Annotated in this window: 13 protein-coding genes; 6 read left to right on the top strand and 7 right to left on the bottom strand. The window is 47.7% G+C overall.

The window, feature by feature from the left end; genetic code table 11:
• Positions 1-110: 110 nt before the first annotated feature.
• Complete coding sequence (gene topA, locus GJS45_RS05670) at positions 111-2456, top strand: type I DNA topoisomerase (RefSeq protein ID WP_162340510.1); 2346 nt, start codon at positions 111-113, stop codon at positions 2454-2456.
• 130 nt (positions 2457-2586) lie between these two features.
• Positions 2587-2715, top strand: coding sequence for a hypothetical protein (locus GJS45_RS23935; protein WP_262887932.1), 129 nt, complete (start codon positions 2587-2589; stop codon positions 2713-2715).
• A 467-nt stretch (positions 2716-3182) separates the two neighbouring features.
• Here GJS45_RS23935 and GJS45_RS05665 read toward each other — a convergent pair whose 3' ends face one another.
• On the bottom strand, positions 3183-4100 hold the full coding sequence (locus GJS45_RS05665; protein WP_162340509.1) for a ThuA domain-containing protein: 918 nt from the start codon (positions 4098-4100) through the stop codon (positions 3183-3185).
• Between the two features lie 491 nt (positions 4101-4591).
• Here GJS45_RS05665 and GJS45_RS05660 point away from each other — a divergent pair, with 491 nt between their 5' ends.
• The gene (locus tag GJS45_RS05660; protein WP_162340508.1) at positions 4592-5017 is read left to right on the top strand and encodes a hypothetical protein; all 426 of its coding nucleotides are present in this window, start codon (positions 4592-4594) and stop codon (positions 5015-5017) included.
• Between the two features lie 1065 nt (positions 5018-6082).
• On the opposite strand, the gene GJS45_RS05655 is transcribed toward GJS45_RS05660, so the two are convergent.
• From GJS45_RS05655 to lpdA, 6 genes are all read right to left on the bottom strand, one after another.
• Positions 6083-7345 carry a replication-associated recombination protein A gene (locus tag GJS45_RS05655; protein WP_162340507.1) on the bottom strand — a complete coding sequence of 421 codons (1263 nt, stop codon included), beginning with the start codon at positions 7343-7345 and terminating at the stop codon, positions 6083-6085.
• Positions 7346-7452: 107 nt separating this feature from the next.
• A complete protein-coding gene (locus tag GJS45_RS05650; protein ID WP_162340506.1) occupies positions 7453-8493 on the bottom strand; it encodes a threonine aldolase family protein in 1041 nt (346 codons plus the stop codon).
• A 5-nt stretch (positions 8494-8498) separates the two neighbouring features.
• Positions 8499-8948, bottom strand: coding sequence for a DUF2721 domain-containing protein (locus GJS45_RS05645; RefSeq protein WP_162340505.1), 450 nt, complete (start codon positions 8946-8948; stop codon positions 8499-8501).
• A 95-nt stretch (positions 8949-9043) separates the two neighbouring features.
• Positions 9044-9865, bottom strand: coding sequence for an anti-sigma factor (locus GJS45_RS05640; protein ID WP_162340504.1), 822 nt, complete (start codon positions 9863-9865; stop codon positions 9044-9046).
• Positions 9865-10398, bottom strand: coding sequence for an RNA polymerase sigma factor (locus tag GJS45_RS05635; protein ID WP_162340503.1), 534 nt, complete (start codon positions 10396-10398; stop codon positions 9865-9867). The genes GJS45_RS05640 and GJS45_RS05635 overlap by 1 nt, the downstream gene beginning before the upstream one ends.
• A gap of 59 nt (positions 10399-10457) precedes the next feature.
• Positions 10458-11855 carry a dihydrolipoyl dehydrogenase gene (gene lpdA / locus GJS45_RS05630; RefSeq protein WP_162340502.1) on the bottom strand — a complete coding sequence of 466 codons (1398 nt, stop codon included), beginning with the start codon at positions 11853-11855 and terminating at the stop codon, positions 10458-10460.
• 47 nt (positions 11856-11902) lie between these two features.
• Here lpdA and GJS45_RS23930 point away from each other — a divergent pair, with 47 nt between their 5' ends.
• From GJS45_RS23930 to GJS45_RS05620, 3 genes are all read left to right on the top strand, one after another.
• Positions 11903-12031, top strand: a complete 129-nt coding sequence (locus GJS45_RS23930) for a hypothetical protein (protein WP_262887931.1) — start codon at positions 11903-11905, stop codon at positions 12029-12031.
• A gap of 41 nt (positions 12032-12072) precedes the next feature.
• A complete protein-coding gene (gene fabG, locus GJS45_RS05625) occupies positions 12073-12819 on the top strand; it encodes a 3-oxoacyl-[acyl-carrier-protein] reductase (RefSeq protein ID WP_162340501.1) in 747 nt (248 codons plus the stop codon).
• 104 nt (positions 12820-12923) lie between these two features.
• On the top strand, positions 12924-13784 hold the full coding sequence (locus GJS45_RS05620; protein WP_162340500.1) for an RraA family protein: 861 nt from the start codon (positions 12924-12926) through the stop codon (positions 13782-13784).
• Positions 13785-14108: the final 324 nt, after the last annotated feature.

The raw sequence follows: 14108 nt of genomic DNA, 5'->3' as shown, positions 1-14108 counted from the left end.
AATTGGATGGGAGGAATATTTGGAAGCTAATTATATGACATCTATTTTTAGGCCTTAATTAGCGGAGAATTACCTGGTCCCATGTACTTTTATCTTTAACGAAATCAACCATGCCAAAGAATTTAGTCATTGTCGAGTCCCCTGCAAAAGCCAAGACCATAGAAGGTTATCTTGGAAAGGACTTTAAAGTCACTTCCAGTTACGGGCATGTTCGGGATCTGCCGAAAGGAGAAAATGCGATTGACATCAAAAATAAATTCAAGCCTACCTACGAGGTCAGCCCGGATAAAAAGGAAGTAATCCGGGAATTAAAAAAATTAGTGAAGGAGGCAGAGACCATCTTCCTGGCAAGTGACGATGACCGCGAAGGAGAGGCCATTTCCTGGCATTTAAAGGAAGTTCTCAACCTAAAAGACGAAAATACCAAACGAATTGTATTCCGGGAAATCACCAAAACCGCTATTATCAAGGCCCTGGAATCTCCCCGTCAAATCGACCTGGACCTGGTCAACGCCCAGCAAGCCCGACGTATTCTGGACCGGCTGGTGGGTTTTGAGCTTTCCCCGGTATTATGGAAAAAAATAAAAGCGGGCCTTTCCGCTGGCCGGGTGCAGTCCGTAGCCGTGCGCTTTATCGTGGACCGGGAGCGGGAAATCGAAAAATTCGATGCCACCTCCTCTTATAAAATTACCGCTCTGTTTGATGTGGAAGGCAAGCAACTGCAGGCGGAATTGCCCAAGAAATTCGATAAAAAGGAAGAGGCAGAGGCCTTTCTGAAAAATTGCCTGGAGGCCGATTTTTCCATCAAATCCCTGGAAACCAAGCCAGCGAAAAAAACACCGGCCGCCCCCTTTACCACCTCTACCCTGCAACAAGAGGCCAGTAGAAAGCTGTACTTCTCGGTGGCACAGACCATGAACATTGCCCAGAAGCTCTACGAATCCGGTAAGATCACCTACATGCGTACCGATAGCGTGAACCTTTCCGAGGATGCGTTGAAAAGTGCTGAGGACGAAATTAAGGGTGCTTTTGGAAATGAATACCACCACAAACGCAAATTCACTTCCAAATCCGAGGGAGCGCAGGAGGCACACGAAGCGATTCGTCCCACCGACTTTTCGGTCACCGAAGCCGGTAAGGACCGCAACGAGCAGCGCCTGTACGAACTGATCTGGAAGCGGGCCATTGCCTCCCAGATGGCAGATGCCCAACTGGAAAAAACGAATGTTTCCATCGCCATCTCCAATGCTGATCAAACCCTGAGCGCCAGCGGAGAGGTTATCAAATTTCAGGGGTTCCTGAAAGTGTACCTGGAAAGCACGGACGAGGAAGACGAGGAAGAATCCACCGCCAAAGGCCTGCTACCACCTTTGACCGTGGGACAGGAATTGGAACTGATCGAAATGAAGGGCCGGCAGTCCTTTACCCGTCCACCTGCGCGGTACACGGAAGCCTCCTTGGTAAAAAAATTGGAAGAGATGGGTATCGGACGTCCGTCCACCTATGCACCGACCATTTCCACCATTCAAAAGCGAAACTACGTACTGAAGGAATCCAGGGAAGGAACGCCCCGAAAGTACAGCGAAATGGTGATCAAAGACGGGGAATTCATCTCTGCAGATAAAACCGAAACCACCGGGACAGAGAAAAACAAGCTCTTTCCCACCAATATTGCCATGGTGGTCAACGATTTTCTGGTCGAACATTTTCCCAATGTGATTGATTTTTCCTTTACCGCCAAGGTAGAAAAGGAATTTGACCACATTGCCCATGGTGAGCAGCCCTGGGAGGAAATGATACAGAACTTTTATGGAGCTTTCCACTCCAAGGTAGAGCAAACGGAAAACATCAAACGTACCGATGTCAATTCCTCTAAGGAACTGGGTATCGACCCCAAAACCGGCAAAAAGATTATTGCCCGTTTGGGTAAATTTGGCCCGCTGGTGCAGATTGGTGAGCAGGAAGACGAGGAAAAACAATTTGCCAGCATGCTGAAAGGGCAGTTTATCGAAAGCATGACCCTGGAAGATGCGCTGGAACTCTTCAAATTACCCCGGGATGTGGGGCATTTTGAGGACAAGAAGATTGTAGCGGCCATTGGCCGTTTTGGTCCCTATATCCGGCACGATGGGAAGTTTGTTTCCCTGGGTAAAGAATACGATCCCCTTTCCGTCACCGAGGAGGAAGCGATCGAACTGATCAAGGCTAAGCGAGAAGCCGATGCCAAAAAGCATATCAAGTCCTTTGACGAAAACCCCGAACTACAGATCCTGAACGGTCGCTGGGGACCCTATATCAAAATGGGTAAAAACAACTTCAAGATCCCCAAAGACAAAGAGGCGGAATCCCTTACCTATGCCGAAACCATAGATATAATCGAGAACCAGGGAGAGGCCAAAAAGGGAAAAGCCAAGCCCAAGAAAGCCGCTGCATCGAAAAAGAAGACGAAGAAATGAGTATTGGGAATGGTTTCGTTTCTATTTTTATTTCCTACTACTGAAGGGTAGTGTACTTGTCTGTAACCGCTCATTAGATCAAGGAGTTAGCGTTTAAAGAAAGTTACGAAAAATACAATGCTTTTTCGAAATGTTTAACCCACTCCCGGGTTGCGGGCAGGATAGACCGGCTCATGATCCCCGGGTTTCGCCCGGGGTTATTGTTGTTGAAGCCTTTCAGGCTTCGGAGGCGAATGGCGGCTTGTCTCCGGGGAATTGATGCGAGACTTCACTCCATTGGATTGGGCTCAATAGGAAGTAATTTTTTCTAGAAACTTTTCTTAGTCCTTGTTGATTCCCTCAGTAAAGGCAGGCCTGAAGGGCCTGAACAATACTAACCGTGGGTGCAGCCCACGGCTCGTGGATCACCAAATGTCTTCCAACCCCGGATGGGGTTGAATCGGAATTGCATGCGTTGTAAGCATAACTCTTCTGGAGATTGGGTCATACTATTGATCCCAGAAGGGGGTAATCAAAGAAACCTTTGTGGACTGAGTAGACGAGGTACCCTGTCTGAATGTCTGGCGTTGGGAACCGCAAAAACCAAAAAACCGCCCCTAAACAAGGATGCGGCTCTTTGATGAAATAAGGGTAAGGAATCAAGCGAATTCCTAAAAGACCCGTCGTCTGGCGGGTTAGATCGATGCACGAAACCAATGCCTTCGCTCTCTATTTGAAAACGCTAGCTTAATTAACCTCCATCGGGCTGTCATCTGCTTTCAGGTCGCCCACTACGTACTGCATGCCATCCAGGAAAAACTGAAGCAACTCCGGATTGTCCATACTTTGGGCGTTATGAGAAGGGGAAGTATAAAACACCCGTCCCTTACCATGTTTTTTGATCCAGGCTACGTAAATGGTATTGTTGCTGACTTCCGCTCTTTTTCCTTCTAATTGATCGGCTTCGATGTACAAGAGCGGTCTGAAATTGTAATCAAAATAGGCATTCTTAAAAAAGTAGGGTTCGTCAATATGGGTAAAGCCATTGCCTTCAAAGGCTTGTACCAGGGGATGATTCGAGTCTACCTCTTTCACGTGCATCTCTTGTTGCTTGGGGTGGTAGTCAAAGCTCCCTCCCACCATGGCGCTGAACTTTTCCGAATTGTTTTGCACCGTGATCGCTCCGTGCAGGATCATTAATCCCCCACCTTTGGCTACATATTCCATTAGGTTATTCTCGTATTGCGCAGACAATTCAGCGATGGTCGCCTCATCATAGCTGGAATTTTTTTTCAGGAGATCTGCGAAAAGGTCCCGATCCGGACCGGAAGGGTTGGAATTATTAAGGATGACGGCATCGTATTGCTTTAAATTCTTCTTGTCGAAACTGTCAATATCCCGGGCGATGGTAATCTCGAAAGCACCTGTTTTCTTGGCCATTATTTTCAGCAGTTCATCATTATGGGGAATCGTCCAATGATAAAATCCGGTGTGTTGGGAAAAAACCAGCACCTTTTTTACCGATGCTTGTATTCTTGTATCGGAAGGGGCCAATGATTCTATTTTCTCAAGCCATTCCTCCGTTACTGGAAAATCTTTTTGGCTCTGAGCAAATATACTGCCCGTAAAAAGAAAGAAAAGTAAGGTGTAAATTGTCTTTTTCATTGTCATTACCTGGTAAATCATTGGTTATCTTGTTAGTAAATCTACTAATGCTTTGTAGAATAAGAATTTTATAAGTTCGCCCTCTCGTCTAAGCGCAAAACGTGTATGGAACCGTTTTTCGCCGTCGGAAGCGCATCGAAAAGTGAAGATAGCTCAAAAAATTGATGGTCGCAACGGAAAAAAACCAGTTCTACGTTAAAATCCTCCTCCTTCCGGCTGAAGGTAGCGAAATCCCGGTTTTTACCGGGAGAAAAATGGGCGAATGGCTCCGGAGAGTTTCACCTGGTTCGATAAGCCCTTTTTAAACTAAACTTTCCTGGGCCCCTGACAGCTTTGACGCATGCCAGACCTAGTCAAAGAGCCTGGCAAGAACGGATTCCGAGCGGCACTCAAGCCTCCTACCACCAACTACATTAGGTGCGCCAAAACGAAAAACTTCTTTAAACGACATTTTTCATTATATTTGCAGCCTAATCAAAATCCAACTTTATATGCGAAAGGTATTCCTGTTATTTTTAGTATTTGGTCTTTTTTCAACGGCTTATTCCCAGGTACAGGTGGGCTTGTATCAGGGAGGGATTTTAAGCCACATTGGTGTGGGAACGGATCCTGAAAATCCCTTTTTCGGAGAGGCCCGTATCCTGGCAGGAGGCGAAATAAACCCCTACCTGGGCCTGGAAGCCCTGGGGCATTACAATCTGAAACAAACCGATTGGTACAATGTGCATGCGGGGCTTATGGTCGGCTATTCCGAAATGGATGAAGGCAGATTTGGAGTACCGGTTGGGCTGAGCATCAAACCCATCCAAGAGCACCGGCAATTTGCCCTGGTATTGGAGGCGACACCGCTCTATGCCTTTCATTTTAGCTTTCGGGCACTGGTAGGCTTACGGTATACCTTTCGTAAGGAATATTAATCTGGATCACTGATACGGGTTAATCATGGGGTGAGGTAAACGGATTAGAAATAGGGAACCATATACACATGTTAGCAATGCGAATAGGCTTATAGGAGCCTAAAATTCTCTGAAAAAATGGAACCTATAAGGGATGGAAGGACATGTAAGGGATACTACTATCCTGAGTTCGATTTTAATATAGGACAATTTGGTTCGTTTGAACGATTTCGTACTAGGTTCCGGGCTTTTTTGGAAAAAATATTCAACCCACTTCCGGGGTTGCTGGAAGAATCTATCGGCACGTAAACCCCGGGTTTCGCCTGGGGTTATTATTGTTGAAGCCCTACAGGCTTCGGAGTCGAATAGGAGCTTATTTCCTGGGGAGTTATATGGGACCTCACTAAAATGTGATTGGGCTAATGGGGAAAAATTTCTATAGGTGCCAATTTAGACTGTTGATGATTCTCTCAGAAAAGCCAGGCCTGAAGGGCCTGAACAACACTAACCGTGGGTGCAACCCACGGCTCATGCACTACCAAACACCTCCAACCCCGGAAGGGGTTGAACATGAATGGCATGCCACCCAAGAATAACGCTTCTGGAAATTGGGTAGTACGGTCGATCCCAGATTGACAGAGGAGAGCCCGCTAGGTGTAGTATCAGCTAAACCCTTTTATTTGAGAATCTACACTAGTTGAGTAACCCATTCCTCAAAAGGCCATTTGCAATGACAAAAGACAAAACTTTTAAACCCGAGATCGGGGTGGGAAATTGCCAAAAAATCGTCATTTCAAGCCTTATGTTTGGGTCGAGAAAGCCGTGGTAACCTCCAGCTTAACCAGACTGCCACACCCTTTTCCACCTCACCACCCAGCTAAAAGGGTTCGCAGTGACGATATAGAAAGTTTTTTACGGAAAATAGATCGAACTTAGGTTAGTAGGCTTATAAAAACTTATATGCCTTAAATGGTTTAAAAAAAGAACCATTTACTGTAAGGGCGTTTAATGAACTACGAACAGCCTTATCCCCTTCTACTAATTGGTATCGATTGGGGGTAACCTGAAAAGGGACCGCCGGGAAAACTAGTATCCGTATTTCTTTCCCCACAACTTTTGAAGCTGCTTCCTCAATTCATTTTCCCGGGGATTGTTGCCGGGATCGTAGAGTTTGGTATGCGCAATTTTATCCGGCAAGAATTCCTGCATTACAAAATTATTTTCAAAATCATGGGCATAGCGGTAAGATTTTCCGTAGTCAAGATCTTTCATCAATTTGGTCGGTGCATTTCGCAGGTGCAGGGGCACCGGCAAGTCCCCTTCCTGTCGGACCAGGGCCTGTGCCTGATTGATGGCCATATAACTGGCATTGCTTTTCGGCGAGGAAGCCAGGTAGGTCACGCATTGAGACAGAATGATCCGGGATTCGGGGTAACCGATGACATTGACGGCCTGGAAGCAGTTAGTTGCCAGCAAGAGGGCATTGGGATTGGCATTTCCAATATCCTCGGAGGCAAGGATTAAAAGCCTGCGTGCAATGAATTTTACGTCCTCCCCTCCTTCAATCATCCGGGCCAGCCAATAAACAGCCGCATTGGGGTCCGAGCCCCGAATGGACTTGATAAAAGCCGAAATAATATCGTAATGCTGCTCGCCGGATTTATCGTACAAGGCTACCTTCTGCTGGGCAACCTTCATGACCCCTTCGTTTTCAATGACAACCTTTTCACCCTGGAAGCTGTCGATGACAATTTCCAGCAGGTTGAGCAGCTTTCTGCCATCCCCTCCGGAAATCCGCAACAAGGCATCGGTTTCTTTTAACTCGACGGTAACTTTTTTCAACACCGCATCCTTTTCCAGGGCCTGCCGCATCATGGCTTCCAGTTCTTCCCTGCCCAGTGGATTTAAGGTGAAAATCTGGCATCGGGACAGCAAGGCAGCATTCACTTCAAAAGAAGGATTTTCGGTGGTAGCACCTATCAGTCGAATGATTCCTTTTTCCACCGCCCCCAGTAAGGCATCCTGCTGGGACTTATTGAACCGATGGATTTCATCAATAAAAAGGACCACTCCTTGCTGAAACCGGGCTTTCTGGATGACTTCCCGGATGTCTTTGACGCCGGAACTGATGGCACTTAACGTATAGAAAGGGGCCTTTACTTCGTTGGCAATAATGTTGGCGATGGTGGTCTTTCCTACTCCGGGAGGGCCCCATAAAATCAGGGAAGGTACAGCACCGGAACGAATGGCGTTGAAAAGAAAGGTTCCGGGTTTGGATAGGTGTTCCTGTCCAATCAGTTCTTCCAGCCTTGTTGGCCGCATTCGCTCCGCCAATGGGGTTTGGTCCATGTTTTCTTTATTAATAGAATTGATCAAAAGGCATGCCCGATCCGGGAAATACCATTTTTTGGCAACCTGACTTTTGCCTATCGGTAAAGAAGTGGCCTAAATGAAAATCATATCCTGGTTTTCCAGGTTGAAAGCCGCTTTTCCAGTGCTTGCAGGTGCCGGTCTTCTATGTCCAGATGCGTGACCATTCGGATTTGGTCTTTTCCAAATTTCACTGCCTGGATATTTTTTTCGGCCAGTTGGTCCAGGAAAGACTCCGGACTTACTTTCTCCAAGCGGGCAATAACGATATTGGTACGCACAGGTAGAATCTCTACCACATTGGGAATTTTACCCAGGATCTCCCCCACTGCCCGGGCACGTTCGTGGTCATCCTCCAGCCGGGCCACGTGATGATCCAGGGCGTAGATACCCGCTGCCGCCAGCATCCCTGCCTGCCGCATGCCCCCACCCATGGCTTTCCGTATTTTTCTGGCCTTTTTTATGTCTGCCTGAGTACCCAACAAGACGGAACCCACCGGGCATCCCAGTCCTTTGCTGAGGCATAGGGAGATGGTGTCGCACATTTTACCCCAATCATGGGCCCGCTCTCCGGAATGGATCAGGGCGTTAAACAGACGGGCACCGTCGAGGTGTAGCTTTAGGCCGGTTTCCTTGCACAATTGCCGGATGGGTCGGATTTCTTCGAGAAAATAAACGCTGCCTCCCCCTTTGTTCATGGTATTTTCCAGGGATACCAGCGTTGTTTCCGGAGCGTGATCGTCATCGGGATTGATGGCTTCCCGGATGGCTTCTGCATCTATCTTACCTGCTTCTCCCTCCAGTAATTTTACCGAGGCATGGCTATTGGACATGATTCCTCCGCCTTCGTACAGGTAAATATGGGAATTTTTGTGACAGATCAGCTCCGTTTGCGGCCGCGTGTGGAGCCGGATGGCAATTTGATTGGTCATGGTACCGGAGGGACAAAACAGGCCCGCTTCCATGCCAAAAATCCCCGCCAGCTTGCCCTCCAGTTGGCGGACTGTGGGGTCTTCTCCAAACACATCGTCTCCCAGACTGGCCATCATCATGGCTTCTTTCATTTCCCGGGTGGGTTGGGTAAGGGTGTCGCTTCGCAGGTCTATGACCCAATCTTCCTGATCCATTCGTATTAGTCTTTTTTAGTAAAGAATTGATCCAGTCCCGAGCCCGTCTGCCGACTGAGTACATCTTCCATGTCCAGCAGTTCCAGGTTCAACGCGTTGGTGGATATTTGTAGTTCAAGCAGGGAAATGGCCAGCGAAACCAGCAGGCAGAGCATGCTGCCCATAAATACCCAATTGGCGGCAGGGATGAATTCCTGGTAAAGCAGGAACATGCAAATCACGCAAAGTAAAAAGCTTAAGACACCAAAAATCTGCATGTTTTTGATCATGTTCAGTCGCTTTCTCAGGTTTTTGATTTGCCCGATCAGTACCTTTTCCTGTCCACTGTTTTCCAGGTATTTTTTATGAAGCCCCCGAATCAGGTTTGCCATGGCCAGAAAGCGGTTGGTATAAGCAAGCATCAGCAGGGTAATGGCTGAAAAAAGCAGGCCGGGGGTAGATAATTGTAATTCCATGGATGGGTTTCAAAAGGTTCTGCCCACAAGTTAAAACAAAATAAAAACCCCATCAAGATTCGACGGGGTCTCTGCGATTATTTTTACGTACCCGATCAGGAAACCTCTCCCAGCACCACTAGTTTTTCGAGGGTAGGACTCTCACTGCCTCCTTTGGGCTCGATAGTAATGGCAAAGGCCTGGGCTTCACCGGCAGCCTGCATGGATTGCAGGTTTAGCCTGGCCTCCGAATCGACCAATCCAATTCCCACGGGACCGTCTTCTCCAATGGCCCAAAGTTGGTAATCGCTGTTCTCGTCCAGTGAAGCCAGTTGATTTACGGAAAGGAATACTTCCTGGCTTTCCCTATCCCAAAAGACATCCACCCGGGCATCTTCCTGCATGGGAAGTCCTTCTCCTTTCATGGGTACCCGGTCAAAATTACCGGAAAGTAACTGTTTGGTATCCGCATCCAACTGATCCAATCTAAATTCTGTACGCTGGAGGTTTTCGGCCAGGGAGGCGTTCTGCTCCAATGCCAGTAAAACGCGCTCTTCCGCTTCATAGTAGCGGTACCCAAAGTATGCCGCAGCACCAATTGCTATTACGGCAGTCAGGGAAGCGGCCACGGCAAACGGTTTCCACGGATTCGCTGCGGGATACAACTTCACTTCCTTCTCCAGGTACTCATCGGAAGTGCCTTCGGATTCCCGTTCCGCATCCAGGCTGGCAAAAATCTTATTCTTCACCGCAGGAGAAGGCTCGGGCCCTGATGCCTGGTCGAAGGCAAACATGGCCGCCTCAATTTCCGCTATCTCCTTTTGGATTTCGGGGTATTTTTTGGCCATGGACAACACCTCTTGCTGCTCTGTTTCGTTGAGGTCTCCCAAAACGAAGAGTTCCAATTTACCGGACGATATGTAGGCTTGGATATCCACTAGATTTTATCAGCTTTCTTTTTTAATACCTGTAGGGCCGAGCGAACCCGGGATTTTACCGTTCCCAGGGGAATGGCATGCGCTTCTGCCACTTCCGTATGCGTATATCCCTTAAAGTAAATGCACTCCATAACCAGCCGCTGCTCTTCATTCAAATCTTCCATAAGTTCTCTGACCCCGATTCCATCGACGGTTGCTGCCGTTCCGGATTCACTTTCCATTCCATATACGTAATCATCGATGGTATTGGTCTTACTACTTTTTGAAAATTCTTTGGACCGGGTTTTATCTATGGCTGCATTACGACAGATATTGGCCATCCAGGTATACAAGCGTCCTTTGGATTCGTCATAAGAACCGATCTTTTTGGTGATTTTGAGAAAGGCATCGTGAAACACCTCCTCGGCCAGCTCCTGGTCGAAAATAATCCGACGGATGATGCCATACAGTGCTCTGGAATATTTCTCGTATAAATATTCCTGCACCTGTCGGTCACTGACCTGTAACCCCTTTATTAAATCCTGTTCTTCCAAAAAAACGTTTTCCGTAGGTGGTAGTTAATCTTTCTTGAATTCCAGCATTACACCTGTTATTACAGGTGGATCACCTCTCCATAGGCGGCCGCTGCTGCTTCCATCACTGCCTCTGACATCGTAGGGTGAGGGTGTACTGTTTTGATCAATTCATGTCCGGTGGTCTCCAGTTTGCGGATGGCGACGATTTCGGCTATCATTTCGGTGACGTTGGAACCGATCATGTGGGCTCCCAGCAACTCTCCATATTTGGCATCGAAAATCAATTTCACGAACCCATCTTTGGCACCGGCAGCAGATGCTTTGCCAGAAGCTGAAAAGGGGAATTTACCAATTTTCAGTTCATACCCGGCTTCTTTCGCCTTTGCTTCCGTATAGCCTACGGATGAAATTTCCGGAATACAGTAGGTACAACCGGGGATATTGTTATAATCCAGGGGTTGGGGATTTTGACCGGCAATTTTTTCCACGCAGATGATCCCTTCTGCGGAGGCCACGTGGGCCAAAGCAGGACCGGCTACCACGTCTCCGATCGCATAATAGCCGGGCATATTGGTGTTGTAATACTCGTCCACCTTGATTTTGCCCTTATCCACCAGGATTCCAACATCTTCCAGACCACAATTTTCCACGTTGGATACCACGCCTACGGCGGATAACACCACGTCACAATCAATTTTTTCTTCTCCTTCTTTGGTTTTGACGGTCACCTTGCAGCCGGATCCTTTGGTATCCACCTGGGTCACTTCGGCACTGGTCATGATTTCAATGCCCTTTTTCTTGTATATTTTTTCCAGTGCTTTGGACACTTCCTCGTCTTCGTTTGGCACGATGCGGTCCAAAAATTCCACGATGGTCACCTCCACCCCGATGGAATGATACACGTAGGCAAATTCCACTCCAATGGCTCCGGATCCTACCACAACCATCTTTTTGGGCATTTTGTCGAGGGTCATCGCTTTGCGATAACCCACAATCTTCTTATTGTCGATCTTCAGTGCCGGCAATTCCTTGGACCTACCACCGGTAGCAACGATGATGTGGTCTGCGCTGTATTCTGTTTTCTTTCCGTCTTTGTCTTCTACTTCAACCTTTTTTCCGGGTTTCACTTTTCCCCACCCCAAAAGCTGCTCGATTTTATTTTTCTTCATCAAAAACTGCACGCCTTTGCTCATACCATTGGCGACGTCGCGGCTTCTTTTGATCATGTCTTCAAAATTGACACTGGCCTTGTCTACAGAGATCCCATAATCGGCCGCATGGTTGATGTATTCAAATACCTGGGCACTCTTGATCAGGGCTTTGGTAGGGATACAACCCCAATTGAGGCAAATTCCTCCGAGTTCCTCTGCTTCCACCACGGCCACTTTAAGCCCCAGTTGTGAGGCCCGGATTGCTGCTACATAACCTCCTGGGCCGGTGCCCAATACGATGACATCAAATTTTGTTGAAGACATATGATTCGATTTTGTTTTCTTTTTTGCTATGCAAATTTATAATAATAATGTTCAGAAAAAAATTTGGTTTTGATAATCAAAGCCGACAGAAACGCAATGATAAGATAGAACAGAACAAAAAAGCCAAAGAAGGCAAAAGCATTATTTGGGAGCTGTTTTCCGATGTTTTGGAATAAATACCTATTTTTGAAAAAGAAAAAACATAAAAATTTTGAATATGGGATTACTTACAGGAAAAAAAGCCCTGGTAACCGGGGCTTCCAAAGGCATTGGAAGGGCCATTGCCATTCGCTTCGCCGAAGAAGGAGCAGACGTGGCCTTTACTTTTTTGTCCAGCGTGGAAAAAGGAGAAGCACTGGAAAAGGAACTGGCAACCTACGGGATCAAGGCCAAGGGGTTTCGCTCCGATGCTTCTGATTTTCAGGCAGCAGAGCAACTTATTGCCGATGTCGTTTCCGAATTTGGTGGACTGGATATTCTGGTCAATAACGCTGGAATCACACGGGATAACCTGCTGATGCGCATGAGCGAAGAAAACTGGGATGAGGTCATCAACGTCAACCTGAAGTCTTGCTTCAATACCGTAAAAGCTGCTACCCGCACCATGATGAAGGCCAAATCCGGCTCCATTATCAACATCACTTCGGTGGTGGGCATCAAAGGCAACGCCGGGCAGGCCAATTATGCCGCTTCCAAGGCCGGAATCATCGGATTTAGCAAGTCGGTAGCCCTGGAGCTGGGATCGCGAAATATCCGTTGCAATGCAATTGCCCCCGGTTTTATTGAAACGGAAATGACGGAGGTATTGGACGAAAAAACCGTTCAGAGCTGGCGGGATGCCATACCTATGAAACGAGGCGGAAAGCCGGAAGAAGTCGCAGATGCCTGTATCTTCCTGGGCTCGGATATGAGCAAGTACATTTCCGGACAGACCCTTCAGGTCAACGGTGCCATGCTTACCTGATGGCACCCTAACGCTCGTTAATAACGATTAAACTCAAAATAACCATGAAATTTTCACCCTTTCCATTCCAGGTATTTCTCCCTATCAAATCTATACCATTCTTAATGGTACTATTGTTAGCCGTAAATCTTGATTTTGGTACTTCAGCTTACGCTCAGGAAGCTGCCGATGTATCGGACGAGGTGCTGCTCGAATTATACAAAGGAGCCCGGGTCACGGACGTAGTCGATGGCCTGGTCACGGTGGGCTATATGGATGTGGGAGTGATGGATCCTAGTATTGCCCCCTTGTGGCGGGATGTGGAAACCATGGAACACCGCTTTTCCGGAATAGCCGTTACCGTCCGCTATGGCCCGACCAACAGGCCCATGCATCCCGGAGCAGACCTAACCCAACCTGAAAATTATGAGGTTTACCGCCAATGGCGGGGCATGTGGTACTCCCAACTATCTACCGAGCCTTTTGGAGAATTCATCAAAGAAGGATCGGTAGTGGTGATGGACAACAGAGATGATAATGACACCGGATCAACCGGCTCTAAAAACATCATGGACTGGCAGGAGAAAGGAGCGGTTGGGCTGGTCTCTGCTGGTGGTGTCAGGGACATTGATGAAATCATCCGTCAAAAAAATCCGGTATACACCGATTATACCAAAAGGGGAAGAGGGGAACGTATCGGAAGAAATGAAGTGATCGACGTACAAAGGCCCGTGGTGGTGGGCGGATGTACGGTCTACCCGGGAGATGTAATCGTGGCCGATTCGGATGGGGTGGTAGTCGTTCCCCGCAGGGTGGCTGTCAGGGTCGGGCAGATTGCCTACATGGAGCTGGTGGATGATATCAAAGGAAGAAGGGAGCTGTTCGAAAAAACCGGCAGAACCTACGACCAAACGGTAGAAATTCCGGAGGAGCCGGCTACTTTCTTCAAAAAGCATGGCTTGCCGGTAGACCCCAATAAGCCTTGAGAGGATGTCTTTTAACGGATTCGCTGTTCGACAGTTGCAATGTCGAGCCACAGATGAGCAAGATTTGCAATCCTGGGTACGGAATCGTTTCGGGGAATGCGGATACGTTAGGGGGATTACAAATCCCCTTTTATCTGTACCACGTGATTGAAAATCACGCGGAGCGGTGCTGTTCGACATTTGCAATGTCGAGCCACAGATGAACAGGATTTGCAATCCTGGGTACGGAATCGTTTCGGGGAATGCGGATACGTTAGGGGGATTACAAAGGGCTTCTTGGAAAATCCAATAAAATTTGACCACGTAGGATGAAACTATATCCTT

It is taken from the genome of Cyclobacterium salsum, assembly GCF_010119245.1.
Lineage (GTDB): Bacteria > Bacteroidota > Bacteroidia > Cytophagales > Cyclobacteriaceae > Cyclobacterium > Cyclobacterium salsum.
The sequence above is the reverse complement of the archived record's forward strand: the minus strand, read 5'-3'. Positions and strand labels throughout refer to the sequence as shown.